The 26,072-nt window shown below is 40.2% G+C and carries 24 protein-coding genes and 1 pseudogene; 22 read left to right on the top strand and 3 right to left on the bottom strand.

Annotation, left to right across the window (positions count from 1 at the left end; all coding sequences use genetic code 11):
• The first annotated feature begins 51 nt into the window (after positions 1-51).
• From WC819_01995 to WC819_01925, 15 genes and pseudogenes are all read left to right on the top strand, one after another.
• Entirely contained in the window at positions 52-912 is an 861-nt protein-coding gene (locus WC819_01995) for a TIGR02391 family protein (GenBank protein ID MFA5986103.1), read from the top strand.
• A 395-nt stretch (positions 913-1,307) separates the two neighbouring features.
• Positions 1,308-1,883 carry a hypothetical protein gene (locus WC819_01990; protein ID MFA5986102.1) on the top strand — a complete coding sequence of 192 codons (576 nt, stop codon included), beginning with the start codon at positions 1,308-1,310 and terminating at the stop codon, positions 1,881-1,883.
• Positions 1,884-2,213: 330 nt separating this feature from the next.
• On the top strand, positions 2,214-2,498 hold the full coding sequence (locus WC819_01985; GenBank protein ID MFA5986101.1) for a hypothetical protein: 285 nt from the start codon (positions 2,214-2,216) through the stop codon (positions 2,496-2,498).
• 99 nt (positions 2,499-2,597) lie between these two features.
• The gene (locus WC819_01980; protein ID MFA5986100.1) at positions 2,598-3,167 is read left to right on the top strand and encodes a pentapeptide repeat-containing protein; all 570 of its coding nucleotides are present in this window, start codon (positions 2,598-2,600) and stop codon (positions 3,165-3,167) included.
• Between the two features lie 67 nt (positions 3,168-3,234).
• On the top strand, positions 3,235-4,083 hold the full coding sequence (locus tag WC819_01975; GenBank protein ID MFA5986099.1) for a patatin-like phospholipase family protein: 849 nt from the start codon (positions 3,235-3,237) through the stop codon (positions 4,081-4,083).
• A 243-nt stretch (positions 4,084-4,326) separates the two neighbouring features.
• Positions 4,327-5,544: a hypothetical protein gene (locus WC819_01970; protein ID MFA5986098.1), complete on the top strand. Its 1,218-nt coding sequence runs from the start codon at positions 4,327-4,329 to the stop codon at positions 5,542-5,544.
• Between the two features lie 221 nt (positions 5,545-5,765).
• Entirely contained in the window at positions 5,766-7,391 is a 1,626-nt protein-coding gene (locus WC819_01965) for a PAS domain S-box protein (protein ID MFA5986097.1), read from the top strand.
• A gap of 163 nt (positions 7,392-7,554) precedes the next feature.
• Positions 7,555-8,610, top strand: a complete 1,056-nt coding sequence (locus WC819_01960; protein MFA5986096.1) for a hypothetical protein — start codon at positions 7,555-7,557, stop codon at positions 8,608-8,610.
• 545 nt (positions 8,611-9,155) lie between these two features.
• Positions 9,156-9,383, top strand: a pseudogene (locus WC819_01955) (3D domain-containing protein).
• A gap of 139 nt (positions 9,384-9,522) precedes the next feature.
• A complete protein-coding gene (locus WC819_01950) occupies positions 9,523-10,110 on the top strand; it encodes an HDIG domain-containing metalloprotein (GenBank protein MFA5986095.1) in 588 nt (195 codons plus the stop codon).
• An 83-nt stretch (positions 10,111-10,193) separates the two neighbouring features.
• A complete protein-coding gene (locus WC819_01945) occupies positions 10,194-11,345 on the top strand; it encodes a hypothetical protein (GenBank protein ID MFA5986094.1) in 1,152 nt (383 codons plus the stop codon).
• A 128-nt stretch (positions 11,346-11,473) separates the two neighbouring features.
• A complete protein-coding gene (locus WC819_01940) occupies positions 11,474-12,085 on the top strand; it encodes a hypothetical protein (protein MFA5986093.1) in 612 nt (203 codons plus the stop codon).
• 63 nt (positions 12,086-12,148) lie between these two features.
• Positions 12,149-13,276 carry an adenosylmethionine decarboxylase gene (speD, locus tag WC819_01935; protein MFA5986092.1) on the top strand — a complete coding sequence of 376 codons (1,128 nt, stop codon included), beginning with the start codon at positions 12,149-12,151 and terminating at the stop codon, positions 13,274-13,276.
• Positions 13,277-13,314: 38 nt separating this feature from the next.
• Positions 13,315-14,082, top strand: coding sequence for a hypothetical protein (locus WC819_01930; GenBank protein MFA5986091.1), 768 nt, complete (start codon positions 13,315-13,317; stop codon positions 14,080-14,082).
• A 26-nt stretch (positions 14,083-14,108) separates the two neighbouring features.
• Complete coding sequence (locus WC819_01925) at positions 14,109-15,845, top strand: ABC transporter ATP-binding protein (protein ID MFA5986090.1); 1,737 nt, start codon at positions 14,109-14,111, stop codon at positions 15,843-15,845.
• Positions 15,846-16,063: 218 nt separating this feature from the next.
• Here the strand turns inward: WC819_01925 and WC819_01920 are convergent, their stop codons facing one another.
• Positions 16,064-16,924 carry a hypothetical protein gene (locus WC819_01920; protein MFA5986089.1) on the bottom strand — a complete coding sequence of 287 codons (861 nt, stop codon included), beginning with the start codon at positions 16,922-16,924 and terminating at the stop codon, positions 16,064-16,066.
• Positions 16,925-17,108: 184 nt separating this feature from the next.
• On the opposite strand from WC819_01920, the gene WC819_01915 reads away from it, so the two are divergent.
• Positions 17,109-18,164 carry a Fic family protein gene (locus WC819_01915; GenBank protein MFA5986088.1) on the top strand — a complete coding sequence of 352 codons (1,056 nt, stop codon included), beginning with the start codon at positions 17,109-17,111 and terminating at the stop codon, positions 18,162-18,164.
• 456 nt (positions 18,165-18,620) lie between these two features.
• Here WC819_01915 and WC819_01910 read toward each other — a convergent pair whose 3' ends face one another.
• Positions 18,621-19,088 carry an NUDIX hydrolase gene (locus WC819_01910; protein ID MFA5986087.1) on the bottom strand — a complete coding sequence of 156 codons (468 nt, stop codon included), beginning with the start codon at positions 19,086-19,088 and terminating at the stop codon, positions 18,621-18,623.
• A gap of 119 nt (positions 19,089-19,207) precedes the next feature.
• A complete protein-coding gene (locus WC819_01905; protein ID MFA5986086.1) occupies positions 19,208-19,714 on the bottom strand; it encodes an NUDIX domain-containing protein in 507 nt (168 codons plus the stop codon).
• Positions 19,715-20,016: 302 nt separating this feature from the next.
• On the opposite strand from WC819_01905, the gene WC819_01900 reads away from it, so the two are divergent.
• The 6 genes from WC819_01900 (at position 20,017) to WC819_01875 (ending at position 25,951) form a co-directional block, all read left to right on the top strand.
• A complete protein-coding gene (locus tag WC819_01900; protein ID MFA5986085.1) occupies positions 20,017-21,024 on the top strand; it encodes a hypothetical protein in 1,008 nt (335 codons plus the stop codon).
• Between the two features lie 104 nt (positions 21,025-21,128).
• Complete coding sequence (locus WC819_01895; GenBank protein ID MFA5986084.1) at positions 21,129-21,908, top strand: hypothetical protein; 780 nt, start codon at positions 21,129-21,131, stop codon at positions 21,906-21,908.
• 15 nt (positions 21,909-21,923) lie between these two features.
• On the top strand, positions 21,924-22,697 hold the full coding sequence (locus WC819_01890; protein MFA5986083.1) for a hypothetical protein: 774 nt from the start codon (positions 21,924-21,926) through the stop codon (positions 22,695-22,697).
• 8 nt (positions 22,698-22,705) lie between these two features.
• Positions 22,706-23,467, top strand: coding sequence for a hypothetical protein (locus tag WC819_01885; protein MFA5986082.1), 762 nt, complete (start codon positions 22,706-22,708; stop codon positions 23,465-23,467).
• Between the two features lie 20 nt (positions 23,468-23,487).
• Positions 23,488-24,285 (top strand): hypothetical protein, encoded by a 798-nt coding sequence (locus WC819_01880; GenBank protein ID MFA5986081.1) that lies wholly within the window; start codon positions 23,488-23,490, stop codon positions 24,283-24,285.
• A 16-nt stretch (positions 24,286-24,301) separates the two neighbouring features.
• On the top strand, positions 24,302-25,951 hold the full coding sequence (locus tag WC819_01875) for an ATP-binding protein (protein MFA5986080.1): 1,650 nt from the start codon (positions 24,302-24,304) through the stop codon (positions 25,949-25,951).
• The last annotated feature ends 121 nt before the right edge of the window (positions 25,952-26,072 follow it).

Raw genomic sequence — 26,072 nt, 5'->3', positions numbered from 1 at the left:
TCACTAAGGTGTCTCGGGATTTTATGTAACCATATAATAGTTTAAGAAATTATGAAATTAGGAAAAAGCAATCACAAGACTGTTTCGAAAAAAAATAAAGTGCGAAAATTCAAAATGCTATCCGCTGCGAATATTCAAAACATACGCATCCTCGCTGAACAGTTAGGAAGACTTATTCCGTTAGATGGGTATAGAAGCTCATTTTCCCTTATGACGATTGCAAAAACACGAGGGCTTGTGGAATATATTCCAAAAAAAGTAAATAAGAAGGAAGCATTTTCTGTTTTTATAAGGAATCTTATTAAAGAGAAACCTCGAACCTTAAAGTTAATTGTTCGCGAAATTCTTCCAAGGGCTATTGAAAAGAGACATTCGGAAGGAAATCCAATTTTGGAACAAGAAGCCTCTGAGCTTGCAAGTCAATTGTTTCTACTAGGAGTTGATTTAAAAAAAGAAATTAAAGAATTAAAACTTCCAACTCAAAGACCAAAAATCGTTCCACCACCAATAGCAGTACAAAAAATTCTTGATACGTTTCCTCTGCATCCAACACTTTTGCCTGATTGCAAGAAAATGTTTGTGGATGGTCATTTAAATGAAGCTGTTAGAAAATCTTTAGAGAAATTTGAAAAAACAGTGCAGGACTTATCTTTGTTAAAAAAAATGGATGGACAAAAACTGATGGCTAATGTGTTTAATGAGAATGATCCAAAAATTAAGCTTAATAATCTTGAAACAGCTCAGGAAATTAATGAACAAATGGGTTTTAGGCTTACGACAATGGGTTTGATGACTTGGTGGCGTAATAATCTAAGTCATGGAGATGAGGAGCAAATGCCGCATCATGAGGCACTTGGTAGGCTGATCATGGTTAGTAATCTATTTTCGCGTTTAGACGAAAGAATTTCGTGACTATTGTAACAATTAATCTGATAAGTCAAATTTTTGTGAATGAGACTTCATACTATTGCAGTGTCTCATTTGTCTCATTTGACAAAGATCGATACTCATCCAAAAAGGTCAAAAAACCTCTTAAAATTGTCTAAAAGGAGGTACTAGACCGGGATGGTGTGAAAAGGATGCTATAGTCATATGGAATTTTTTAGTTTGATTTGGTCTGGTTTGAGTCGAACTAATTTTCATTCTTTGAATAAAAAAACTTGCATTTTCCCAACTAAGTGCTATTTTTAAAATAGATTAATATTAAAAAGTTGCAATTCAATGTTTTTGCGAAAAACACAAAACCACATTTTTGATGCCGACAGTCTTTTTTGGGCTGTTTTTTATTTGTAATAAACTCTCTATTTATGAAATCATTTAAATTACAGTTGCAAGAAGAAAAAGATGAAGAAAAAAAACAAGCGAGTGAAAAAGCAGAGAGAGAATTCAAAATGCAAGTAGAAAAGTATGACGAATTAGGTATGACAAGGTCAAAAAGAGGACAGGCCACTTTAATTCTTGGGGGAATTATAATAGCATCTCTGATCCTTGGATATTTTGATATTATGCCCCTAGCTGATGTTCTTTATAGTTTGATAATTTATATACCTGTTCTCTTTTTTATATATAAGGGGCACAGATGGGCGATGTATCTTGGAATAATTTTATGGACAATCGAAAAAGGATACCAACTCATCGCGCTTAATGGAAAAGGAGTTTTTATGGTTTTAGTTTGGTGGCTCATACTTGTTGCCCCTCTGTATGGAGCAATTAAGATAGAGAATGAAAGGAAAAAAAGAAACAAATCCGACAAACAGGATAATATTCAACCAGTAAATACAGATGAAAATTTTCTTGAGGGTAAAAGGTTCTGTCATAATTGTGGAAAAAAAATTAATTTTGAAGGAAACTTCTGTAAATTTTGTGGTAATCAATTAGCATAAAAATATATTCTGTGAAAATTGCGGAAAACAAATTTTAGAAGAAAGTGGGTTCTGTAAATTTTGCGGTGCCAAGACTATTGTTGGAAAAAATATAGATTATGAACAAATAAATAATTATTTTTTAGTTTGATTTGGCATGAATTGAAATAAATATTTGCGCGATATCTTGTGCAATTATCTTTTTTGTGCACTAAGTGGAAGTTACTGACAATGTAAGATCTTTGAGTTATTGTTGTGAGTTTTTATCACTCAAAACTTGTCACGTTAGCATTTATACATTAGTCTAATAGTAAGAAGTACCTTAATAGAAATCAGACAAAAGGAGGCACAATGAGCAGACTTAGGCATGTTGTAGAAGTATTAAATGCATTTGTACTTAACAACATTAAAACTCTGGAAATGGTCGGAGTTTCAATGCGCATATTCAGTTTTTCACTAGTGAGTTGGCTTGGACCGCAAAGCCCTTTTATGTTTGTGTGGATATTTAACACGACTGATGCGGCTTTATTATCATGGTGTTCGATTCTGAAGCGGGATAAGGCTTACGCCTTACTGAATACTTTTTGGATTCTTGTTGGTTTGGTTGGGATTGCCAGATCTAGCGGTTTTCTGTAAAAAGGGAGGAATTATTCTTACTGGAGGTAGAGAAATCTACCTCTTTTATTTGTATTATTGAAGTTAGATCTTGCGTCATGATATAATCGAATTACGTATATGCAAAACATCATTGAAGATCAAACGATCCAAAAAGAAGATTGGTCCGGGGAAAAACGGGAGTCTTTTGAGATTTCCAATTGCGTATTCAATGGATGCAATTTTACCGAAACCGATTTTACGGGCACCAAATTTATCGAATGCGTCTTTGATGGGTGCAATTTCTCAAATTCAAAGATTGTCAATTGCAGTTTTTGCGATGTTGTATTCACGGAATGTAAAATAAGCGGTGTGGTCTTTGGTGAAATAAATAAGTTTCTGCTTTCGTGGAAATTTCATGACTGTGCGGTAAAATTGTGCAGTTTTAGCATGTTGGATATCAAAAATTCTGCATTTGTCGGATGTGAGATCCATGAAACTGATTTTGTGGATAGTGATCTCACCGGATCTGATTTTGCAAACTCTGATCTGAAAGGCAGTAAATTCCACAATGCTAATTTGAGCAAGGCAAATTTTGTTGGAGCGGTAAACTATTATATAGATCCGACTGCCAATAAAATTGCAAAAGCAAAATTTTCATCGCCGGAGGTCATGTCCCTGTTGGCCGGTTTTGATATTATCATTTCATAGAAATGCACAAGATGAGAACGTGGAATCATGATACAATAGTGATATAAATTTATTTTTTCGAATAAAAATGAAACGACCTAAAATTGGTTTGGCTTTGGGTGCTGGTGGTCCTAGGGGCTTGGCGCATATTGGTGTGATCAAAGTTCTGGAAGAAAATAACATTCCGATCGATTATATTGCCGGGACAAGCATCGGTGCAATGATCGGTGGATTTTATGCTTACAAGAAAGATATAAAACAAATTGAAAAGATAGCTCTCGGGATTGATCGCACGTTGATTTTTTCACTACTGGACCCGTCTTTTAGCCAAGGGTTGCTTGGTGGCGAAAAGGTGGTAAATTTTATCGAAAAAAACATAGACAAGGTACATTTTGATGATTTAAAGATACCTCTTTCCGTGGTGGCGACTAATTTTAAGAGTGGGGATGCGGTTGTGATAACGAAGGGCAAGGTTTCTTCTGCGATCAGGGCGAGCATCTCATTGCCATTGGTTTTTAATCCTGTGCATTGGGAGGGAAAAGTGTTAGCTGACGGAGGGCTATCCCAACCTGTTCCCGTGGATGTTTTGAAAAACATGGGAGCAGAATTGATCATAGCGGTTAATTTGAATGCGGGTTTCTTTGCCAGTGAAAATACCAAGGACGATAAATTTGGTTTTTATAAAATTGCTGAAAACTCTATCGATCTTTTACAAAACAATCTTGCTCGTCAAAACGTCAAAAATGCTGACGTAGTTATCAATCCTCACGTTGGCGATGCACGGTGGGCACAGCTTTTGGATGGGGAAAAGTTGATTGTGGCAGGAGAAGATGCGACGGAGATGATCCTCCCGCAATTGAAAGAATTAATGAGTCAAAAAAGCAAGGGAGGTCTAAGAAAATACGTGAAATCTTTTATAAAAAAAATATTTGGATGATTTGCCATACATTTGGATTATCAGGTTTATCTTTAAGAATGAAAAAATGGCGAGATATACAAAAAAGGCTTAGGTAGCTTTTTTTATTGGGAAGAATAAATCTCGATCCATTCGAGTGATATTGACAATGATTTGATAGTATGTTATAAATATAGGTTGTTTTTTTTAACAAGTAAATAATAAAAAAGATCGAATTTATCGTTATCTAAGAGAATCGAGATCCATTTCAGGGAGGAAAGAGTCATGAGGAGATATATCAATGTATCGGTTGCAGTTGTGATGATGATATTTTTAAGTGGCTGTGATTCGCCGCAAATCACGTCGGTCGAGTCGCATGTGTTTAAGAGCCTTCTTTTCATTGGACCTTTTATCGGGATGATGAGTTGGTGCATTTTTCTTATGAACAAGCACATTGTCCGAGAGGATGGTAGAACCGATGAACGGCGGTGTTCGATCGTTGGGATCATCGTGTTTCCCGTGTTTTTTGTTGGTGCGTTTGGATGGGAGTTTGGTTTCAATTGGATTTCGATGACGATTGCTGTGATTGGTGGAATGATCATCGGCTGGTTTAGTTACACACTGGATGAGTTGATGCTGAATTTTTGGGAAGAGCGTCGGACAATGATTCCTGCGATCTGCGGACTGCTATTGGGTGGCTGGATGTGTACGATCATGTTTACACATGTATGGTTGGAAGGTGACATGTATGTGACGGACACGGCCAGCGTCAAACGTGTGATCGTAGAACGTTATACCTATCATTATCGAGATGATAAAGATGGCGGATCCTATTATGAGTGGGATTATTACAGCCATGCGCAGCGGTTTGCTTTGGGTGACATATATCCTGACTTGAAGGAGGATGTCGACTATAAGCTGGGAGTTGGTGAATTGCTCAAAAAAGATCGCATAGGAAAGACGGAATATTATCGTTTTATTGGTGGATATTTATTTTCGGAAAGGAGTCAGCGATGGAAAGAATTTCGCTGGCTGTTACTTTCCAATCCCTCCCTTCATTTTATGATCGGGAAAGTGCAGAGGGTACAATCTGATTTTTATGGAAAACCGATACACAATGCCGGGGAAGTGTCTGACTATGCATCATTGCCAGTTGTTTCTGGTAGTCCCAGATTGCCGACGGAACGTGATCTTCCTCCCGCAATGTTTGAGTTCAAAGCTGTGATGCTGGGAATCGATTTCGTGAGGATGATCTTTACGGAGCATGAATATCGCTCGGTGCTTTATGGACTTCTTGCATTTTTGGGAATTTTTGGCATGGTGGCCTTATTGGTACGAGATTTGAGGCGGCCGATTGGGATTTTTCTAGCATGTGCATCTATCGCTCCACTGCTTATTTTTTTGATCATTGCAGGACGCACGGGAGGTCTGGGTAATATCAGGATAGGATCTTCAGACCGAGGCGGAAGATTTGGAGGCGGAGGATCTTCCGGTAGATGGTAAGATTCGATCGATCAATTAATTTAAAAAGCGACCTATTTCTCAATGAGAAATAGGTCGCTTTTATTTTTTTAAGACACAATGGTATCTGGACCATATATTTGGACACAGGTTTGACAAAACTGCAAAAAAGAGTATAATTTTTGATTGCTGTAAATTAAAAATTGAATAATCAAAAAATCGATTTATTGCCTTTATAAAAAGGAAAAGGGAGGTTCGAAGCAATGGAAAAACAAAAAATTTTTAGCCCGGATTTTTTTGAGGATGTATTTAGGTATACATCTGCTCAGATGATCATTGTGGATCGTGAAGGCAGAATTATCGCAGTCAATGATGCCAAGCAAAGGTCGAGTGATCGCATTGCAGAAGTAGGCATGCGTATGTATATCGATTATGCGGCCAATCATACTGTTGCAGACATGCGTGCGGAATTGATGAAATATATCACAGAAGGTGGATTAAAAAATTTTCCCGAGTGTCCATACAACGGCAAGATCTTGAATATCACAATCAATGCTTTCCCATGGGGTGCGGTGATCGTATCGGAAGACATTACACGTTTCAAAAGATGTGAAGAGCGGTATCGTACGCTTCTTATGAACATTGATTGTATGGCCATTCAAATCTATAAAATGGATGGCACAGTGATCGATTTCAATGGGGCTGCCCTAAAGCTCTATGGATTTACAAGAGAACAAGTTTGTGGGAAGAATTTGTTGGATCTGATCATTCCACCAGATATGCGTGATGGTGTGTGGCAGTGCGTACAGGATATGGCGAAGACGCGGATACCGATCCCGTCCAGTGAATTACAACTCATGCGCAGTGATGGCACATTCGTCAATGTTTTCTCCAGTCATTGGCTGTTTGAAAATTATGAAGGAGAATTGGAGTTGGTGTGTGTGGATGTCGATCTCACAGAACTGAAATCTGCTCAGGTGGCTTTGCAAAAAAGTGAGGAACTTTTGCGAGCCATTACCCAATCAGCACTTGATGCGATCGTTGTGATGGATCCGGACAAGAACATCTCATTTTTCAATCCTGCTGCAGAACGTCTGACTGGTTATACGAAAGAACAAGCAATCAGGCAACCGTTGCACGAGCTTCTCGCTCCTGAGGCGTGTCGATCACAGTGTCTTGCCGGTATTGAACGTTTTCTTAGTACCGGCGAAGGACCGGCTGTCGGCAGGATCACTGATCAAAAGATCTTGCGTGAAGACGGTAGCACTGTTGATGTGCAATTGGCACTTTCACCGATGACAATTGGTGATAAACGGGGATCCGTCGGGATTTTGCGGGACAACACAAATCAGAATGCTATGATTAAGGCATTAAAAAAAAGTCGTGAAGAATTGCTCAGGTTAAGCACAACAGACCCTTTGACGGAACTGTACAATCGTCGTCACTTTGAGTTTGAACTGAGGCAGGCAATTGATTTTTCTCAGCGCTATGGACTTCCATTTTCTGCAGTTATGTTTGACGTTGATGATTTCAAAATCATCAACGATCATCATGGTCATGGTGTAGGTGATTGTGTGTTGCAAGCGATTGCCAGTGTGACAAAAGAGAATATCCGTTCAAATGATATTCCGTGCCGGATTGGCGGAGAGGAATTTTTTATTATCTTCCCGGCAACAACAAAGGACGAGGCATATGTTGCTACTTGTCATATCGCTACAGCCTTGAAGGCTAAAAAAATTGAAGGTATCAGCGATGAGCAAATCACGCTTAGCTGTGGTGTAGTGCAATATGATCCAAAAACAAATGAGAATGAAGATGCTTTTAGGAAACGCGCAGACAAATTGATGTATGAGGCAAAAGACAAAGGCAAAGATCAGATTTGTCTCTAATGGAGTTCCTTTTATCACCCGGTTTCAGAAATGAGATCGGGTTTTTATTTTTTTTGTGGAGGAATCTTGACATTATTTCTGCATCATGAAACGATGACAGGACAGATAGTTCATTTACACAATAAAGCGTATTCTAAAAATAAAGTACCTAAGGAGGTGTGGCATGAAGCAAGGTAAGCGTTGGGGAGATGTGATCATTTTTACAGGGTTGGATAATGATCCGTTGGTAGAGGGTATATGTCTCAAATTGCGTGAATATTTGCGGGAGGATCCGCAAAAAGGACATATCAGATATGGATATTTCGATGATGGTGAGATCAAAGACTTTTTTCCTGAGTTTGACGAACTCCGTGGAAAAACAATTGTTTTCTATGAATGCCTCAAATCTTTTGAGACAACAATGCGTCTTTTGCAACTGTGCTGGGCGGCAAAATATCATTATGGTGCAAAGCATATCATTATCGCGACATCGTTCTTGCACTATCGCCGTCAAGATCATCCGGAGAAAATTCATGAGATCCATCGGAACAGGTGGTTGATGGAGATGATGAAAGCAAATGGCGTAGACCATTTGATCGTAGCCACACCCCACTCTGATCAAACACGAAAAAATTGTGAGGATGTGGGCATTGTGTTTCGCGAAGTTGATTATACTGAAGCGTTCGCAAGTGTGTGCAAGGATTTTCTTCCGGAAAAAGGAGAAGATAAAAAAGCATTTGTTTTTGCCCCGGATGAAGGAGCGATTGCACGAGCGATAGCTTTTGCACGACTTCTTGATGTGGATGTCTTGTTCAAGATCAAGGATCGTGGTCACAACAATGAAGTAGCGATCGTGGAAGCAGCTCAGGAAAAAATTGATCAGATCATTGCAAAACATGGTTATGACCGTTTGTATTATGCAATACCTGAAAGGATCAAAGATGCGATCATGATCATGATCGATGATGAGGTGACAACCGGTACTACGGCCAATAAACAAGCAAAAAATTTATTGCAGTGGGGCTCCGCCATGATCATGTTGTTCGTGACGCATCCGGTATGTAGTAATCAGTGGATAGAAAAATTGTTTGATGGTGAGCCATTTGCCAAGATCTGTTTTACAAATACGATCTTTCGCGGAAAGATGCATCGTACAAATGGTGGTGTGCATGATGTATCAGCTGCAGGATTTATGGCATCCGGTATCTTTCGTGTTCTGCGTCAATTGTATGATCGATAAAATGATCCAAGGAAATCAATGAGACGACATATTCACATATTGGATATGTCGTTTTTTAAATTAAAAATAATTGAGAATGATTGACAGAAATTTTATTATAAAGTATAATGGTATCACAGAATGAAATCTTTGGAAGAATGAAAGAAAAAGCGACTTTTTGTCGTACTAACCAATGATGATGAATAAAAGACACCACGTCTTTTGTCGTCTGTTATATAACTAGCCCTAGATTTAGTAGGACCTGTTTTTTTGTTCTTTATATATCAACGTATGCAATAATGTGCATACACAAACACAAGGAGGTTGTTTTGTTAACGTTATTTTTGCTTCTTACACACTTTTCGTACGAGTATCCTGTTGTAGCAGATGTGCAGCGATTTGTCACGCAGCATGTGCCTGTACGTATCGAAATGGTTCCGGTAAGGACAACGGCATATATTACGCCGGTGCCAGAGCAAAAGAACTATCACAAGCTCGTCGCCCTCAATGGGAAAGGAAAAAAGACGAGTACGGGTGTCATCCCACAAATTCCCACGGAAACAACGTTTGGGACAATTGCCGCCGGTCCAAATGTTCCTTATGGAACGGTTTGGATCGTGCCGGGGTATGGAGCAGGTGTTACTGCTGATCGCGGTGGTGCGATCAAAGGTAATCGCTTGGATCTCTACTGTGGCAAAGGCAAGATTGCAAGTAAAAAGGCAAAAAAGTGGGGAAGACAAAAACAAATGGTTGTTAAGATCACATGGAAGGAGGGCAAAAAACGATCTGTATGACAACAAGAGCAAATATCGGGAATGCACATAATGCTGTGTATTCCCGTTCTTTTATTTACAACACATATCGTGATACAATAAAAACAAGACATAAATTATACACACAAAAACATACGTAATTTTTTTAGGAGGATTTTTTATGGAGAATATTGGGATTACGAGGGAAGGGGCGATGCAATTGGTGGATCGATATATTACTGATCCTGTAACGCGATTGCATTTGCGGGAGTCGGAAGAAGTCATGCGCGCGCTGGCGCGACATTTTGGGGAAGATGAAGATGTGTGGGGCATTGCCGGACTGTTGCACGATATCGATTGGGATCAGACCAAAAATGAGCCAGCGCAACATTGTGTCATGTGTCAAGAGATTTTGCGCGATGCGGGAGCGACGGAATTTCTTATTACGACGATTATCTCGCATGGATATGCCAATGCATCAATTCCTGCGCTTACCGATCAAAAACGCACGACACGCATCCAACACAGTCTTGCCGCTGCTGAGACAGTGACAGGACTCGTGATCGCTTCAGCACTGATGCAACCGGACAAAAAATTGGCAAGTGTGAGCGCAAAGTCGCTCAAGAAAAAATTCAAGACAAAGTCTTTTGCGGCACGCTGTGATCGCGCGATCATCAAGGAGTGTGAAGATGCGGGAATCCCATTGGATGAATTTTTGACACTGAGTTTGACGGCATTGCAGGGCATCGGTGATGAATTAGGGATGTAGTTTTTGAGGATCTTCCGTGTTGTTTGACCAGTGTTTGAAACACATGATATTATGAGGTAGATATTAAATTTCTCGATTTTTTTATGAGCGCAAAAAAGAAAAAAAAGAAAAAGAGGATAGCAGAAAACAAAGATCATGAAGATCGATCTGTCGTACAAGAAGAGAAAAAAGATAATCGATTTGATCATAAAAGAGTGACGGATGGCACGCATGATGCACAGGGAGAACAGCATAAAAATATTCAAAAAAAAGGCAAACATTTTTTTAAAGAATTATTTCGAAAGATCGATCGGCGAACTGTTATGTGGCTCGGGACAGGTCTTTTTTTGCTGCTTGTTATTTGTGGTGTGGGGTATGGTATCTATTATTATCAAACACAAAAGGAGATCATTGCGTATGAACGCAAAATCAGTTCAGAATCATACACGCAGCTCATGCAACAATTTGAGGAGGATAATATTCAAGAGATTGCAACGATCCAAGAATCTTTGCCGACGGATGCGTGGAAAGAATTTGCAAGTAAATGGTACGGATTTACGATCAAATATCCTGAAAGCGGGTGGACGGTTGTGACAAAAAAAGTCGATGCCACATCGCGAGCAATATATCGCGTGGACTTTCTCAAACATAGTGATATGTATAGTGAGCCAGTGGGTTTCTCTGTGGCGGTCTATGATACTGCAAAAACGGTAAATTTATCTGATACGGATGAGTTTCCCGCGATGAAAAATAACGATCTTTCGGTGGCGGGGCTCTGTGCTGTGCCGAGTGGATCTATGATCGAAACGGGGGAATATCCCGCGGAAGAAATGTATGTGCCACCAATGAATGAATGTTATGAGAGTGCACTCTTTTTTACTGTTGTAAAAGGACAATATATCTACAATATCGTGCCAATTGTCAGCACAACAGCACAAGGTGATGGTATTGATCCGATGGTTGTCACTGCGGATGTTGTGCCGGAATTTTTTTCTGCGGTCTCACAGTTTACAAATATTGATGTCGTGCGTCCCAAGCCGAGGCCTGCTGTAGCAAGGATTAGTGCACCGCTACCTGCCGCGTACAAAAAAGATTCGGCGGGGAGACGTGTCTGCAATAAGAAAAATGACAAGCCTGGCAAAAGCAACCAACACAAAAGTCGTCATATGGATATGGAGTGCTGTCTGGATCCTGATGAGTATCCAAACCCGAATTGTTATTATGATCCGGGAAAGTATGGCAAATATCTCAAATGATCAAAATAAAGAAGTAATTTTTTTCAGGAAGCACAAGACGTCATTGTATGATATACTTATAGACAATAGAAGAGACGTTTGTTGGTGCGGACGGAAGGATGAGTTTTGTGGATAAAACAAAAAATAGTATGGAACTTAAAGATAAAGGTTTTGTGGTTATGATGTTTTTGGTGATCTTTGGCGGGATAGGATATTCCTACTGGCATTTTGTGATTGATCGGGGATATATACTTGTCTATCATGATGATTGTGATCCGACTGTAGAGATCTGTTATGTATGGGAATGTGATCCGGATGCTGTCGATGAGGAAGAAAAATGTACGGGCAATCCAGAAGAGGATGTGTGGTATTATACACATCTGGAACGATTGGCAAAAAATGTGCCAGAATGTAATGTGGATGATGCGGATTGCGATCCGTTCGCATGTGATGATGGGGAGGAAGATTGCGGTGAGGTAACGTGTACTGAGGAGACAGCAAAAGTTGACGAAGTGACATGTAGTGATCCTGAGACATACATCAACGAACATCCGGAAGCTCTTCTGGAAGATGAAGAAGGTGAGGAGGAAGAATTGGAGGAAGGAGAAGGAAGTGTTGATGAGGCAGGGGTAGTTGAAGGAGGAATGATTGAAGCAGAAGATGGAGTAGTGGCGGATGAGGGTGTTGAAGCAGGAGAAGATAATGAAAGCGCAGATATGACTGATAAGGACATGGTAGTTTCTCCTGAAGCGAATGATTGACATATTTTTAATTTGATGGTATAGTGCAGAGATTTTATGTGTAATATGTGATGATGACGCAATATGTTTAACAGTAAACCGGACGGGTTTCATTTTCTTATTGAGTTTTTTGGGTGTGATATCGAGCAGATCAATGATGTGAATTTTTGGAAGCAGGTACTTCATGCGTCAATTGAGGGGACAACGATGGAATCGTTGCATGATTTTTTCTTTGAATTTGAACCGCAGGGTATCACGGGGTATTTGTTGTTGTCGTCATCGCATATCTCCATCCATACATGGCCAGAAAACAATTATGTGGTGTGCGATGTGTTTACATGCGCGATAGAAGCAGAAACAGAACGAGCAGTGCAATATCTCAAAGAACATATCACGTATGAATGTGTCGAGATAAAAAAGATCCAGCGCGGGTATCGCGTTGCAAGAAAGGGTGGTGCGATCGTGGAGAGACAAGGGTGTTCATTTGAGAAATATCGCATGGCTTTACCGGTTTTCAGTACGGGAGAATTGATGTATGTGGATGTGGTGCAAGATATTGTCGAGGTCGAAACAGCTTTGCAAAAGATCATGATCGTGGATACAAAGGAATTTGGCAAATGTCTGATCATTGACAATATGATGCAAGCGGCGGAAAAAGATCATTATCTGTATGATCGAGAGATGATCAAAAAATTACGGCCGGAAGATAAAAATATCTTGATTCTTGGTGGTGGTGATGGATATATTACAGGGCGCGTGCTTGCAGAAAACCCACAATCAAAAGTGCGGGTGGATGTGGTGGATCTGGATGTGGAAGTGGTGCGAGCGTGCGAGCGGCATCTCGGACAAGATGTTTTTTGCAATGAACAAGCGCAGTTGCATATTGCGGATGCGTTGCATTATCTCAAAACAACGGACAAAAATTATGACGGTATCATCTTTGATCTTACTGACAAGCCGATCGGTCGCGAGGATGGGGAGGAGTTTTCTGCGTTTTATGATGAAGCGTGCGATCTGGCGTATGAGAAATTGACAGATGGGGGATGGATCGCGATTCAGGCCGGTGCATCAACAGTTTCAGTGGAAACTGTCGACGCAGTCTCAATCGTAAAGGAAATATTACAGGAAAAGTCATGGAAAGATATCGAGCAAAGCGATGTTTTTGTCCCGAGTTTTGGCACAAATCACGCATTTCTTTTTGCAAAGAAATAATGTATTAGATATATAGCATAAATATTATTATAAAAAATATGGAAAAAATGAAGACGAAAGGAGAGAATGAGAATATCCAATCAATCACCTTGCCGATTTTTGAAACCGGAGAGAATATGACAATTGGAGTCAAAGAGATTTTTTATGATAAAAAGTCTGAATTTCAGGATATTATGGTAATTGATACAAAAGAGTTTGGACGTTGTTTGATAATCAATAAGTGCATGCAGACAGCAGAAAGTGATCATCATTTGTATGATAAGGAGATTCTTACGCTATTGCGACCGGAAGATCGATCATTGGCGATTTTGGGAGGCGGTGATGGATATGTTGCGCAGGAGGCGTTGACACAGAATCCGCAGTTGCAAATTGATCTGGCAGAATTGGATCCCGAGATCATTTATTGTGCCAAAGAATTTTTGGAACAAAAGGTTTTTGATGATCCGCGATTACATTTGCATATAGGGGATGGATTGGTATACATGGAAAATGCCGTAAAAGAGGGAAAGGAACTTTATGACGGACTCGTTTGTGATTTTACAGGAGAGCCGATTACTGAAGAAGAAAAGGCTGAATTTACAGAATTTTACAGAAAGGTGATTGCATTGACGCATAAAGTTGTAAAAACCGGGGGATGGGTGGCATTTCAGGCTGGAGACACTGATGTTGATCGTGATAAGTACGTTGATGCAGCCCTATTGTTACAAGGTATTTTTGAAGAATATTTTACTGATGTCACACGTTCTGATATTATGATCCCGAGCTATGGTGAACGAGATTCATTTCTCTTTGGAATAAAAAAATAAAACAATACTCAAGAAAGTATTTTCTTATGAGTTATGTAAAAACACATTTTTCAACGATCAAAAAGTATATTCAACCGCACAAAAAGATGTTTGTAGTGGCCTTGCTTTTTGTGCTTGTGGAAAATGGCATCCAATTGATCCTGCCACTTCTTTATGGAAAGTCGATAGACATCGTGGTCGGAGAGAAGAGTTTTTCTCTGATCGTACTCGTCCTTATCGGTGGATGGTATATCCTCAGTCTCGTGAGTGAATGGGCGATGCGTATGCGTGTGCGGTGGGGTGTGCGGATCGGTTATAAAATTGGCATTGATATGTTCACGCGATATGTGCGCCACTTGATCCGTCTCCCATTGTCATTTCACAGGGAAAATAAGACGGGGGAATATATCGAGAGATTTGATCGTGCTGACGCATATATGGATCGTGTGATCAATGATGGCGTATTACAGAGTGCGCCACATATTCTCACATCATTTTTGGCCTTTTGTGTGATCATGTGGATTCGGTGGGAGTTGGCGTTAATTTATCTTGTGTTTGTGGGCGTGTTTATCATTATCACGATCATCAAGACAAAGCCGATCATTACGTATAACGAGGATATCAGTGAAAAACTGGAAGATATCTACGGCGACGTATTTGAACGTACGCCAAACGTGTTTGTGATCAAAGCACATGGCACGGAGGAAGCGGAATACCTGCAAAACTGTGAAAAATATGAGAAGATCTATCGTCAATTCGATCGTTACACAGGATTTCTCATGAAATTGCAGTTTTGGCAGCATGTGGTTTTTTCTACAGGATTCCTTTTGCTTTTTCTTACAGGGTTGTATTTTATCACGCGGGATATGATCACGATCGGGCAGTTTATTATGTTGCTGGCATATATCAACATGGCATCCGCATCGATCCAAACGCTTGGAAGTAATTACAAAGAATTGCAAGAAGGCCTAGTCACGATCGCGCGCGCCGAAGAGATCTACCGCGTACCGGAGGAAAAATATCTCGATCTCCACGCCGAGCACATGGATCGTTGCGATGGCAAGATCGAGTTTGACCATGTACATTTCTCCTATGGAGAGCGAGAGATATTGAAAGACGTGAATTTCACGATCCAGCCGGGACAAATGGTGGCGATCGTGGGGAAGAGCGGACAAGGCAAGACGACGCTCGTGGATCTGATCCCGCGTTTTCTCATACCGACAGAGGGTGCAGTGCGCATTGATGGGATCGATGTACGCAACATCAGATTGGAAGACTTGCGCCGCCAGATCGCGATCGTGTCGCAGGAGAATGGACTGTTTCACGACTCGATCAAAAGCAATATCACATATTCACGCAAGAGCGCGCGACCGGATGAAATTTTACGTGTCGCACGCAAGGCGCATTGCCATGAGTTCGTGCACAAACTGCCCAAAAATTACGACACATTGATCGGAGATCGCGGTGCCAAACTGTCTGCCGGTCAACGCCAGCGTTTGTCGATCGCGCGTGCGATCTTGCGCGATCCGCGGATCCTTATCCTCGATGAAGCAACAAGTGCACTCGATAGTGAGTCAGAAAAATACATTCAAGATGCAATGGAAGAAGTGATGCGCGGACGCACGACGATCGTGATCGCGCACCGACTGAGCACGGTGCGTAAAGCGGATATGATCCTCGTGGTAGACAACGGGCGCATCATTGAACGCGGTGACCACAATGAGCTCATCCGTCACGGTGGTGTATACAAAAAACTCCACGAATTGCAACATACGGGAGTGTAGTTTGTTAGATTGGTAGACATTTAGACTGGTAGATTAGTAGATTGGTAGAGCCATCCTTCGCTAAAGCTACGGACTGGTAAATAGAAAGTAGGAAATCTGATTTGAGATTTAAAATATCCCTCTTTTGTAAAGAGGGACTGAGGGAGATTTAAAAAATGAAAAACCGGATGACAATTGCTGTCAGCCGGTCTTTTTGTGCGAGGAGAGCAGTCGGTTGGTTAGAACTTGACTTGCAGGTTTAACCACACGAGATCTTCCGCGATCCCATCGGTGTCAAATGTTTTTTGAATGTTTACTGACGGGATGATCTTTTGTCCCCAGAGAGTGAACTCTCTAGAAACGGAGAGGAGTCCTGAGCTGAGCGCTTGGGGCTTGTAGCCATAAGCGCCATCATGACCTGCAACTGACAGATCGAACAGGATCTCATTCCAGGCGTACTTCCCACCAAACCTGTATAGGAAGCCGCCTTCGGTGATCTCTTTGTTGGTAGGGATGTCTACTTCTACCTTGATGTAAGGAATTATTGCTAATTCCTTCATTTCGGCGTTGAGGTAGATACACCAGAAGTCTCCTGCGGAATTCTGAGTATCTAAGAAGCCCATACCACCGTCAAACGTGATGCCGGCAAACTCTTTTTCCATGCCGACAGAAATCTGAACGGAATTTGCTGTGTTGTCGGAAAACCTCTTGTCGAAGTCCTCCGTGGTCAGCGTGGCACTTGCATAAAAATCGTCGTAGCTCACGATCACGGTCGGCGCGATGGTGATGTGAGACGATAACTTCTCGCCTGACAGTGCGTCCACGTTCATCGTGGCAACTGTCACGTCACCGCTTACCGAAAGACCGGTCGCTTCCTCCTGCTCATCAGATGCTTGCGCATCAGTTGGTTGAGGTGCTGTTTCTTCCTCGGCATCTTCTGTTGATGTAGGCACAGCGCCGACATCTTGGGACGATACTACAGCATCATCTGCAACATCATCCTCATCCTCTGTGGCCATAGTGGCGCTTGAGGTGAAGGTGATTGTCATTGCAAATAAAAATGCAAACAGCAAACGAAAATTCTTTGATGTAGTCTTCATTGTTTCTCTCCTCGTCTATTTTTTGAATTAAATAACTGTTTTTGTGCCAACTAATGACAACCGTGTATTATAGCATATTTTGTATCGGAAGTCAAGCCCACGAACTGATATTAAATTAGGGACATGCGTGTTGACTTTCTGTATCATAAATGATACAATTATGGCATAAAAATGATATAAAAATATGGTAGACAACAAGTTAAACAAAAGGCAAGATGCCATTTTAGTCTTTATTGAGATCAATAAAACTGCCTCTATTGGGCAGATACTTGCACATGTTCAAGAAAGCATTGGAGAAGTGACCAGAATTACTATTTCCAGAGATTTGGAGAAAATGCTTGAACTCAATCTTATTGGGAGGCAGGGAGCCGGGCGGGCAGTTATTTATCAATTATCTCCTCAATACTCTATACTTAAGAAAATCGATATCGAAAAGTATTTTGCTACTGATGCCGATCAGCGGGATATCGGGGAGAAGTTTAACTTTGATATCTTTGATCATCTAAAAAACATTTTTAACGATACTGAGAAAAAAAAGCTACTGGAGCTGAATGAAATTTACAGGGACAAAATAAAAAACATCTTTCCTGATGCTCTCAGGAAAGAAATTGAGAGACTCAATATCGATTTCAGTTGGAAGTCGTCAAAAATTGAAGGGAATACCTACAGTCTTCTGGAAACGGAACAACTGATTAAGAATCAACAAGAAGCATTGGGACACACCAAGGAAGAGATGATCATGATCCTTAATCACAAGAAGGCTCTGGACTATATCGGGAACAACAGAAAAAATTTCCAGTTAGTATCGGTTTCCAAAATAGAAAACATCCACTCACTGATAGTGGATAGTTTGCATGTGACCAAAAATTTGCGAAAAACCATGGTCGGAATAACTGGGACAAAATACAAGCCGCTTGACAATGAATTTCAGATCAGAGAGGCTCTAGAAAAATCCTGTCAGCTTGTGAACAAAACAGGAGATGTTTTTGAGAAAGCTGTTATTCTGATGCTTCTTATTGCCTATATTCAGCCATTTGTCGATGGAAATAAACGAACCAGTCGGTTATCCGGCAATGCAATTCTACAGTCCTTTGATTCTTGCCCGCTTTCTTACCGTAACATGGACGAAATAGAATACAAAAAAGCGATTCTTCTATTCTATGAGCAAAATAATATTTCATATTTCAAGGAATTATTTTTGAAGCAGTTTGAATTTGCGGTGGAAAATTATTTTGGATAATGAATAAGGGGTCAAGCATCTTTTTTAGGGCGTCCCTTTTGTATTGTTGAATTATATCTTTTTTGATGATAAATCCGCATAAGCTAACCATGGCTTTTTAAATTTTAAAAGATGGTAGATTTTGAGGTTGTTTTTGCATAAAAAGTGAGGTTTTATGCGAATTGGCGTGTTAAAATATCAAAATTCATATGAAAAACGATAGTATAATATCATTATTCATATAAAAAAATAAAAACTGCCAAATCTTCTCGCTAGAGAACATGGGCAGTTTAAGAATTTTGAATATTTCTATTGCTAAAGCAGGTGAACAAAACATAACTCGTCGTCCGGTTTTTCAGTAGCCAAACTGTTCCTTTCTGATTCTAATAAAAGAGCTGTCATTACCCATTGCCGGATTCGTTCATGATGTCACCTTCCTTTGATAGGGGTTGATTTTAACGAACAAACAGATTACTTCTAATCCTCGATCTTCTGTAATAATTTATACAAATCATCGGCTAGATCGCTAATTTGATTTTTCTTGACTTCTTTGATTTTCATCCACTTTGGATTTTTTGATTCCAAGTCGGTGGAGTCAGAAAGGTTTTTATTTTTAGCTTTACATATGAAAAAAAATAGGAAAGCATGATAAGCCTCATCCAACGGCTCGTAGTAGAAAAAATTTTCTTTGAATAGGGTCATCTCACCCATGTTGACTTTGAGACCGGTTTCTTCCATAATTTCTCTTTTTAATGCCACCTCCAGAGTTTCCCCGATTTCAATGCCTCCGCCTGGGAACCAGAGTTTACCATTACTTTTATTTTTCATGAAAACCGCTTCACCCTTATCCAATATTATTCCATATACACTCGGCCTAAAAACAAATTTGTTGATCGGCAATTCGACTAATTTGTCGAAATTATTTTTACATTTAATTTTTTGCATAGAGCGGTTTTAAGTGATATGTTTTTTTCGTATTCAACTAACATTAAAAAATAAGAGTAGTCAATGGCCACACATTTTTTAATTTAGCGAGCCTGAAAACCCTTGTCATTATAAGGATTTTATTTTTTCTCAAAATAGTATGCGAGTGCCGCAAGGTGAAATGTAAATATTTTTTCAGGAGCATTTTTGACCATCATTTCGATGTCAGATTCCGGCAGCCATTTTTGGTCGCGTGTTTCACTTTCTTGCGCGACAAATTCACCATCTTCAACTTCGCATAAAAAGGCAAATCCGATCCAGGGTAAGCCATTTTTGATCTGTTGATGAGCACAAAACGGTTGAAAACCAAATGCACCGTCCTCACGTGGTGAGAAAGTTTTTGTTCGCGTATCCGGTGAAATGACACGCACATGCAAACCGGTTTCCTCGAAAACCTCACGTTTTAGAGCTTCATGTATATCCTCGAACGCATCCAAATGTCCAGCCGGCAATTCCAGCGTGCCACTGTAGAGGGGATCTTCTTTTGGTTTCCACCGTGTTTGCATAAGGATGTGAGGTATGTTGCCGATGTTCTTCCTGATGATCGCAGTGACTACAGGACGGCATAGTTTATCTAGTGGGTGCATAGAGTAATTTATAAACAGTTACATAATAATCCCATTATATCATTTTGAAGTTGGTATAGTGAAAAAATAGTCGAACGTATTGTGAGTAATTGCTATGATGCAGTTTTTGATAATAAAGCTGTATAAGCTGACTATGGCTTTTTAAATTCTCAAAGATGGTAGATTTTGAGGTTGTTTTTGCATAAAAAGTGAGTTTTTATGCGGTTTTTGGTGTGTGGGGGATTGACAAAGGGGCTTTTTTGGTGTATAATGGGATTTCGTAGTTCGTTTACAACTTTAACCAAAACCAAAGAGGTGATGTCATGCAGGGACTCGTAAACAGGCTTTTGGAGAACGGGTTATTGCATGAACTTCATGCGGTAACTCTATGGTTGGTTGCTAACCTTGGGGAATTTTCTCTGGTGTTAGCGATGGTTGCTATGGCACTGTTGTGTCTGATTTGGATCATCAGTGGCAACAAAGTGTTTCTGAAAATCAGTATGATCGTGATCGCCACTACCGTTGCTGTAGTCTTTGGTGATCAGATTGTGTTCTATGCTCCTCGGGTATTTGACTTTCTGTCAAAGTACTTGTGGGAATTTTTACCGAAGGTCGCGGTGATTATTGTGGCGTTTGTGTTTTTTGCACAGATCATCGCAATGGTCAAGAAGGTGATTTTCAGTGAGTTGTCAAAAAAGATTTTCGGGCGTCTGTATGCGTATTATGTTGCATCGGCGACAGAAAAGTCACATCGGTTTTCACGATTTGTCGTGTACTCCGTCAATGTGATCAAGATCACAGCGATTGAGTTCTACGCTATCGAAGAAGAAGATGGTAAAGATGAGATTGTGAAGAAGGTTGCCACGATGGAAAAATGGGGACTGGTTGACTCGATCTATGATTGGAGTTGGTCCGTGTTTTCCCTGGCGATGGTGGAGTTGTGTGTAAAAGCGCAATTCTCTCTGGTCTGGTACTTTCTTTTCGGTTGGCTTGGTAACAATATCAAGGCAGCCGGTGCGGTCAAGATGGCGGAGGCTTTTGATAAGGATTTATCCTTTGGCAAAGCATTTCGTCGGGTGTTTGATCACGTCAAAACCCGATCTCCATGGATTGCATATTTGTGGATGATTTGGATCAATACTGTCGGTATTTTGTGGGACGGTCCGGATCAGGTGATGTATTTTTACCATAAGGAATTGAATACTGTCGTAAGACGGTGGATGTTCCTTCTCCCGGCCACTGCCGTTCAAGCCGTTTTTTGGATCTGGGCGTACAGTGAGGGACTGGAAGAGGCTGGTGATTTCATCAAGTATGTTACCAATCTTTTCTAAGAACTATTGAGGTGTGTGTTTCTATAAACATGCACCTCTTTAATTTTTTGTCTATAAACTTTTAAATTGTGTTATAATTAAATATATTATAATCACATCATGATATGTCCGATTTTTATGTAACACCAGAAACCGCATCAGTGGAAATTCAAAAACGTTGGCAAAATGAGGAGGTAAAAACAAAAGTGCGCGAATATCTGCAAGGTGATATCCCCGAGGTGTTTTTGCGTGAACCGCGGAGCATTCTTTTTCGCAATATTTGCATCCCCGGGTCAGAGACAAAACGATTTTTGGAATGTTCTCAAAAAATGAGTTTATTGCCGATCAATTTGGAATATCTTGCAGATAAGTTTTGTACGCGTAATGCCGATAAATTGCAGTATGGTAGATTGGATGTGTGTGAAAAAATGAACAAAAACAACGAGCCGATCATTCGTTCGACACGCATCATTGATTTTATTGCAAATGATAATAAGTCACTGGCGGATATCGCTACAACATGGGGTGAACCTATTGTGGATTTTTTTCACGCATCATTTGATGCGATGGGTATGGCACGACCAGAAATCTATGATTTGTCTGCATGGCTTGTGTGTCATGGTAAAAAGGCAAATGAATACTATAAACAATTTTTTGCGTTGTGTATTGCACATGGCGTATTGTGTGATAACTTTGGTGCAGACGGTGGTGACGAGAATAATTTTTTTTATGAGGTGGTACGACCCGCATTTGATCATGTAACACAAGAATTTGGCATGAAACCGCTGGTAGTTCAAATTTTTTCAGATGAAGAAATTGAACAATGTGACCAATGGTATTTTGATGCGCAGATGCAGGAGATATTGAATGAGAAAATGAAAAAAACATCTAATAGATTGGTGTAATATTAAGAAAGCAATATGGGAAAATATAATATGTCAATTGAAGAGGCGCGAGAAGAAATTCAGAGGCGCTGGCAGGATGAAGATCTAAAGAAACGTGTCGTAGATTTTTTGCATGGTGATGTGCCAGAAGTTTTTTTACAGGAGCCTCGTGCAGTGTTGTTTCGTCAGATTTGCATCCCAGATTCAGAGACGCGACGGTTTATGCATATTGCGGAACAGTTGCAACTCAAGCCGTTTGTATTTGAGTATTATGATGATAAATTTACAACAGTAAACCCTGATAAATTGCGTTGGGGTCGTATTGATGTGTGCGAAAAAATGAACAAAAATAATGAACCAATCATTCATTCCACACATATCATAGACTATTTTGCCAGTGATGGAAAAAAATTAAAAGGATTACAAACGATGTGGAATGAAAATTTGATTGAATTTTTTCACAATGCATTTTTCACAATGCATCAAGAAAAGCCTGAAATGAAAGATATGTCCGATTGGCTTGTGCACAATGGAGAGCGAGCCAAGGAATACTACAAAGCGTTCTATGCGATTGTGACCGTCTTTGGCGTGTCGTGCGAAGTCTTGGAGTACGACGATGATCCAGATGCGGCAAAAGGTTTTTTGGAGGAAGTGAGTTATCCTGCGATAGAATATGTCAAAGAAAAGATTGGGGTCTATCCATTAATTGTGCCACTTTTTACGCAAGAAGAAATGGAAACAGATCAGTGGTATTTTGATGCGCAGATGCAGGAGATATTGGATGAGAAAATGAAAGGTATTAAAAAATAAAAAATTATATGGATCAAAAAAGGAGTTTTTACACCACAATAGAAGATGCAAAGGTAGAAATTCAGAGGAGATGGAAAGATGATGCTCTCAAAGAGCGTGTGCGTGAATATTTGAGCGGAGAAATCCCAGAGCCGTTTCAGCATGAGCCGCGCGCTGTATTGTCACGGAATATTATTTCACCGGATTTTGAATTGCGTCATTTTGTGAAGATGGCACAGGAATTACATCTTGCGCCACTGGGATTAGAGGGTGTGCATGATATTTTTGTAACGAACAATGAAGATAAAATGCTTCTTGTAAAACCACGTTTTTTTAAAGGGTATGATAAAAATCATGATGTTATCAGTCAGAATAAATTGATCGTTGATCTTGCGCAGGCGCAAGGAAAGAGATTTGATGAGATTGTGACGTTGTGGGGAGAAAAGTTGGTTGATTTTCATCATCGAATTGCACAGAAATATGTTCCGCAGGTGGAAATTTTTGATGATTTTGAATGGTTCGCTGAAAATCATATGAAAACATCCATTGATCAGTATTACAAAAAATTTTTGGCGTTATTTGTGGCTCATGGCGTACTCTTTGAAAATTTTACGGACGTTGTGGCGGGTGAGGAAGAATTTACACGAGAGATATTTAATCCGGCCTTTGATGAAATCGTTGATACATTTGGTGTATCCCCACTTATTATTCCCGCACAACCGGAGGAAGAGGTGATGGATGTGTATTGGTGGTGTTATCCAAAGGATGTCATGGAAGATGTACATGTATAGATTTTTTGTATGATAAAAAAATGAAAGAAGATTATAGCATTTATACATCACTGGAGGATGCAAAGATGGAAATTCACAAAAGATGGAATGATGTTGTTTTGCGTGCCAAAGTAGAAGAATTTCTTGGTGATGATATTACATTTTTATTTAAAAATGGTCCGCGCGCGATCACGAATCAATATGTGATTACTCCGGGACATGATACTGAACGTTTTTTGCAGTTGGCAAAAGAAATCAAATTAGAGCCATTATGCTTGGAATTCACAAAGGACAAATTTGTTGCAAAGAGCATTCCTAAGTATCTACTGGGCAAATTGTATTTTTGCGATGAATTTGGACTGGAGAGTTTTGCAAATGTGCCTTACACAAAGATCATTAATTACAATACCGAAGAAGGTAAGCGGTTGTGTGATGTAAAAACAGTGTGGGGACAATCGTTATTAGATTTTCATCACGACCTGACGGATATGGTGATGCCGGATTTAGTCGGAAATGTGTACGATTTTTCTGATTGGTTTTATCGGACACGAAATTTGACAGAATATTATTATTTGTACTTTTTATCCCTCTTTTTATGTCACGGCATTCTTTTTGAAAATTATGTTGTAGAAGGTGATGAGGGGAATTTTGTGAGAGAAATTTTGTTGCCGAGTTTTACAAAAGTAGAGGAAATTTTTGGTGTAAAGCCGCTTATTTGTCAATTAACACCGTCAGAAGTGTTGGATGATCTATATTGGTGGTGTGGTGCGGTATCACAAAAAGAAATCGTGAAAAAATATGTGAAAGATCGCTTTGATTATGAACTTGTGATAAAATGAATACAAATAAAAAAATATGGATTATAATTTTGTGACAAATATTGAATCGTGTCATATAGTAGTTCCTCATCTGTTATGGTATACGCATATTCCCACGATGATCATTGCCTTGTTTATGGGTGGTTTTGTATTACTTAAAAGTAGATCGTTGCTCGGATATATTTTATGCGGGATCAGCATGTCGTTCGCGTTGTGGGTTGTTGCGGATCTGATGACATGGCTCAGCGTGGACAGTTCTCAGATTATGTTTTGGTGGTCTGTGTTTAATATATTTTCTTCCATGTACCAAATCTTAGGGTTATATTTTATCTATGTTTTTGTCGATGGTAAAGATGCACATGTGCGGAGTAAAATAGTGTGGGGCGCTTTGTTGTTGCCATTGATTGTTTTTATGTCGTCAGAGTGGAGTTTGGTGAATTTCAATGCGGTAAACTGTGAAGCCTCGGAAGGTGTGTATTATAATGCGTATGCGTTTATATTAACAGCTGTGATTTCTTTGTGGGTTGTTGCTCTTTTGACTAATCGATACTTTCGCGCTGCTGGTGATAATCGCAAAAAAATTGCAATTCTGGGCATGAGTGTGTTTATCTATATTGTGTCTGATTTTGTTGCTGGTATATTGGTTTGGTTGGGATACATCACATACGAAATTCAGATGTATGGACTGTTTGGAATATTGTTTTTTATAGTTACGTTAGCATATTTGATCGTTCAATACGGTGCAATGGATATCAAGCTTGCGCGGGCGCAGGCTTTGGTGTGGTCGCTCATTTTTCTCATCGGGGCGCAGTTCTTTTTTATCGGTAATCCTACTAACAGAGTGCTCAATAGTATCGCGTTTGTGTTGGTGTGCATCATCGGTTATGGGGTGGTCAAGAGTGTGAAACGTGAAGAGATGCAGAAGGATCGGTTGATGAAGTTCTCCAAGGATCTGGCGCGTGCCAATGCCGAGCTCAAGCGATTGGACAATGCAAAATCGGAATTTATCTCGATCGCGTCGCATCAATTGCGCACGCCGCTTACGGCGATCAAAGGATATATCTCTCTCATTCTCGAGGGGGCGTATGGAGAGAATACGGACAAGACGGATGATGCACTCAACAAGATCTTTCTCGCCAATGAACGACTCATCCAACTTGTGGAGGATATGCTCAATCTCACGCGCATCGAGTCGGGGCGACTGGAATATCGTTTGGAAGATGATGTGCATGTGGAGGATATTTTGAATGAGCTCAAAGACATGTTCATCTTGCGCGCGCAGGACAAGAAATTGGAGCTGGAGATCCAGACACCGGATGGACAATTACCGGCGATCAAAGCGGACAAATCCAAATTACGGGAAGTGATCTCAAATTTGATGGACAATGCGATCAAATATACCAAGGAGGGATTTGTGCATGTTATCGCAGAAAAAGATGGTGAGGTCGTGCGTGTGACCATAAAGGATTCCGGCATGGGCATCTCCGAAGAATCGCTCAAGACACTTTTTGCCAAGTTTTCACGCGGGACGGATTCGACCAAAGTCTATACCGATGGATCGGGATTGGGATTGTATGTGGGCAAGAACTTGATCGAATCACAGGGTGGGCACATTTACGCCAAATCAGACGGCGTCGACAAAGGCTCGGAATTCATCATCGAAATGCCGATCGCGAAAGGAAATTAGGGAGTAGATTTTTAGGTGGTAGAAATTAGGGGGTAGAGCCATCCTTCGTTGAAGCTACGGACTGGTAAATAGAGAGTAGAAATTAGGGAGTAGAAATTGGGTGGTAGGGCGTAGATGATTG

This window comes from Parcubacteria group bacterium (genome assembly GCA_041660065.1).
Classification (GTDB): domain Bacteria; phylum Patescibacteriota; class Minisyncoccia; order Moranbacterales.
This window is presented reverse-complemented; position numbering and strand designations above follow the sequence as displayed.